General features: G+C 65.6%; 4 protein-coding genes. All 4 read left to right on the forward strand.

Annotated elements, in window-relative coordinates; genetic code table 11:
- Positions 1-154 precede the first annotated feature (154 nt).
- Positions 155-1,921 (forward strand): acetyl/propionyl/methylcrotonyl-CoA carboxylase subunit alpha, encoded by a 1,767-nt coding sequence (locus tag J2X01_RS21850; protein WP_310062629.1) that lies wholly within the window; start codon positions 155-157, stop codon positions 1,919-1,921.
- Positions 1,918-2,784, forward strand: a complete 867-nt coding sequence (locus tag J2X01_RS21855) for an HpcH/HpaI aldolase/citrate lyase family protein (RefSeq protein ID WP_310062631.1) — start codon at positions 1,918-1,920, stop codon at positions 2,782-2,784. Before J2X01_RS21850 ends, J2X01_RS21855 begins: the two co-directional genes overlap by 4 nt.
- Positions 2,785-2,827: 43 nt before the next feature.
- Positions 2,828-3,313, forward strand: a complete 486-nt coding sequence (locus J2X01_RS21860) for a MaoC family dehydratase (protein ID WP_310062633.1) — start codon at positions 2,828-2,830, stop codon at positions 3,311-3,313.
- A 181-nt stretch (positions 3,314-3,494) separates the two neighbouring features.
- Entirely contained in the window at positions 3,495-3,779 is a 285-nt protein-coding gene (locus J2X01_RS21865; protein WP_310062635.1) for a hypothetical protein, read from the forward strand.
- The last annotated feature ends 391 nt before the right edge of the window (positions 3,780-4,170 follow it).

Raw genomic sequence — 4,170 nt, forward strand, 5'->3', positions numbered from 1 at the left:
CCTCGGCGCCGACCAACTACCCCGCTCCGCCGCCGGGAAACTCGTGAAATCACAACTCAAAACAAACCTCGGATGGGGCGCATGAAACTCGCAACCGTCCGCAAAGCCTCCCTCCCGCGCTGACCCCGGCGCCCCCTAACTTCTAAGGAAAATCATGTTCAGCAAAATCCTGATCGCTAATCGTGGCGAGATCGCCGTCCGGGTGGCACGTAGCTGCCGCAAGCTCGGCATCGAGTCTGTCGCCGTGCACTCGACCGCGGATGCCGCCTCGATGCACGTCCGCGTTGCCGACACCGCCGTCGACCTCGGCGACGGTCCGGCGAGCAGCAACTACCTCAACATCGCCAAGATCATCGGCGCTGCCATCGAATCGGGCGCCCAGGCGATCCACCCCGGCTACGGCTTCCTCTCGGAAAACCCGGAATTCGCCGACGCCGTCGCCGCCGCCGGGCTCGTGTTCATCGGACCCTCAGCTCACGCCATGACCACGATGGGCGGCAAGGTCGCCGCCCGCGACGTTGCCATCCGCGTCCAGGTCCCGCTCGCCCCCGGCACCGGGGCGATCGCCAGCGCCGCCGCCGTCGAGGCGTTCGGCGCCGAGCACGGCTACCCGGTCCTGGTGAAAGCCTCGGCCGGCGGCGGCGGGCGCGGCATGCGCCGGATCAACTCCGAACCGGAGGCCAAAGACGCCTTCGACGCCGCCGTCCGGGAAGCCACCGCGGCATTCGGCAACGGCGAGGTCTACCTCGAGCGGTACCTTACGCACGCCCGCCACGTGGAAGTCCAGGTCTTCGCCGACACGCACGGCAACGTGGTTTACGTCGGGGACCGCGACTGCTCGGTGCAGCGCCGCCACCAGAAGCTCGTGGAGGAATCCCCGGCTCCCGGACTGTCGGCCGAACTGCGCAAGGCCATGGGCGAAGCCGCTGTGCGCCTGGCCCGCGAGGTTGATTACGTTGGAGCCGGGACCGTGGAGTTCCTGGTGGAGGACGAGAAGTTCTACTTCCTGGAAATGAACACCCGAATCCAGGTCGAGCACCCGGTGACGGAAATGGTCCACGGCGTGGACCTGATCGCCGAGCAGATCCACGTTGCGGCCGGGGAGAAGCTCTCCATCCTGGGCAACCTCGCCCCCAAGGGCGCAGCCATCGAGGCGCGGATCAACGCCGAGGACGTCGCGGAAGGGCTGTTCCTGCCGGCCCCGGGGCCGGTGGAGCTGATTGCCGCTCCCGAAGGCGAAGGCCTGCGGTTCGACGCCGGCTACGAGTCCGGCGACACCGTGTTGCCGCTCTACGACTCCCTGATCGGCAAGCTGATCGCCTACGGCCCGGACCGCGAAACCGCGATCAAGCGGCTGCTCGAGGGCCTGGACAAGCTAAGGATCGAGGGCGTGCCGACCACGGTCCCGGCCGCGAAAACCATCGTTGCGCACCCGGACTTCAAGGAACTGCGCTTCAGCACCCTCTGGCTGGAAGAGTCCGTTGACTTCTCCGAACCCGAGCCGGTGGACCGCGCCAACGTCGAGGTGGTCGGACGGTTTTACATCATCCCGACCTTCAGCGACTACAGCACCGCCGGCGGCTACGGCGGCTACGGCGCCGCAGCGCCGGCGCCGGCCGACCCGGCCGCCGGTGACCCGGCCGCCAGCACCGGAAAGATCCGGCAGGCAAGGGCCAAACGCGAGGTCGTCAGCGACGGAACCGTCAAGGCCCCGATGCAGGGCACCATCATCAAGGTCAACGTCGAAGCCGGCCAGCAAGTCACCAAGGGTGACGTGATGTTCGTCCTGGAGGCCATGAAGATGGAAAACCCCATCCCGGCGCCGGTCTCCGGCATCGTCGGGGACTTCACCGTCGTCACCGGCGACTCCATGGCCGCCGGCACCCTACTCACCAAAGTCACCGTGGAGGTCTCGGCATGAAACCCTACCGCTCCCTGCTCTTCGTCCCGGGACACAAACGGGACTGGATCGACAAGGCGCTGAACTCAGAGGCCGATGCCGTCATCATCGACCTCGAGGATTCGGTACCCCCGCAGGACAAGGAACTGGCCCGCGCCAATGCGCGGGAGGCACTCGAGGCGCACGGCGGCTCCAAGGGGATCCTGATCCGCCCCAACGCCCTGGACACGGTGTTCTTTGGCCGCGACGTCGCCGAGGTCACACACCGGAACCTGACCGCGTTCCTGCTGCCCAAGCTCTTCTCCCGCGACGACGTCGTCCGCTTCGATGCGCTGGTGAGCGCGGCGGAAATCGACCACGGCATTGAGCGCGGAACCGTCGAACTGGTGCCCTCGCTGGAGACGGCCGCCTCGATCAACAAGGTCGACGAAATCCTCGCCGGCCCCCGGGTCGGCGGCGTGATGGCAGCCGCCGCCAAGGACGCCGACGTGTCGCGGGAGGTCGGCTTCCGCTGGACCGCCGCCGGCGTGGAAACGCTGTACCTGCGGAGCAAAGTCGTGGTGGCTGCCCGCTCCGCGGGCATCCGGACCATCGTTCTGGGCCTCTGGCAGGAGGTCCGGAACCTGGACGGGATGCGGACTTTCGCGCAGGACAACAGCGGGCTGGGCTACACCGGCCAAGTGCTGATCCACCCCTCGCATGCCCCGATCGCCAACGAGGAGTACGGCCTCACCGCGACGCTCAGGGAGTATTACGAAGGCCTGATCGAGGCTTTCGAGGAGGGCCAGCGGAACGGCCACGGGGCCGTCGCCTACCGCGGGGACCATATTGACCTGGCGCACGCCAACCACGCACGTGAAGCCCTGGCACTCGCCAGCGCATAACTAAGCCAACTACGCGTAACAACCCAAGTAAAGGAGGCCAGTCATGGCCGGAATGTATTTCGAGGATTTCACTGTTGGCGACGTCATCAAGCACGATGTGACCCGCACCGTCACGGAGACGGACAACCTGCTGATCACCGCGTTGACCATGAACGTCCAGCCGCTGCACCTGGATGCGGAATTCTCCAAGAAGAGCATGTTTGGGAAGCAGATCGTCAACAGCATCTTCACCCTCGGCCTGATCACCGGCATCCCGGTCCAGGACACCACGCTGGGGACCACGCTGGGCAACCTCGGCTTCCGGGACATCGAGTTCCCCAAGCCGGTGTTCTTTGGTGACACGCTGCGCGTGGAGACCGAGGCGCTGGACAAGCGGGAATCGAAGTCGCGGCCCAACACCGGAATCGTGGGCATCGAACACCGCGGCTACAACCAGAACGACGAATTGGTCTGCGTCGTGCGGCGGACCGCGTTGATGCTGCGCCGTGAAGAGCAGACGGCGGAAGCGGCAGCCGCCAGCGGCGCATAGCGGTGGGCTGAGCGGCCGTCCGGATCAGACGGACCCAGGCCGGTGGAAGCGCAGCGGGCTCCGGCCCGCTTGCGCTTCCACGGGCCTGGGTCCTTACTGGTGGGAGGGACGAAGGCCCCGAGCCGAGCGCCCACCGCTCGGGTGGCGTGCAGGCTTCACGGACGATTATCGGAGGACAATCATGTTCGCTCGCGTCAGCACGTACCGGCCCGCCCCGGACAGCACCGGTGCGCCTTCAGAAGAGACCGTCCGCCGGGTACTTGAGCTGCCGGGATGCAAGGGAATCTATTACCTCCTGGGAAAGGACAACAAGTCACTCGGGCTCACTCTTTGGGACGACGAGGACGCACTGGCCGGCAGCCGGCCGGCCGCGGACCGAATCCGCGCCGAGACCACGCAGGAACAGCACATGGAGACCCTTGGCGTGGAGGAATTTGAAGTCCTCACCCAGCAGCTCAGTGACTAACGCTGAAATGTCCGCCAGTGACGCGGCGATCAGCGGCACGGAAATGGTTCCCAGGCAAATTGCATTGATCTTAATTCCATCTTTGCCCTAGGTCGCGGGGAGGTGCTTGGGGTATCCGATGACCGCGTGTTTGGACGCTGTTAGGCCGCTCCGCCCTTGCCGGCAACCAGGCCGGCGACGGATATCTAATGATCCGATTGTGTACTTCAAGATCAACCTCCACGAACAAGCGTACGTCTTGACTCCGGGATGCTGAGGCAACATACTGAAGTCGGGCCTCGGCTGCACGGACGCACCCGGCGGCAACTCAAAAACCTCAGGAGGATCTGCCATGACTGAAGTGGCCTTTGACATCAACCGCAACGTGGACCTGTTCCGGGTGAACCGGGCC

The sequence above is a fragment of the Arthrobacter ginsengisoli genome (assembly GCF_031456935.1).
GTDB lineage: Bacteria > Actinomycetota > Actinomycetes > Actinomycetales > Micrococcaceae > Arthrobacter > Arthrobacter ginsengisoli.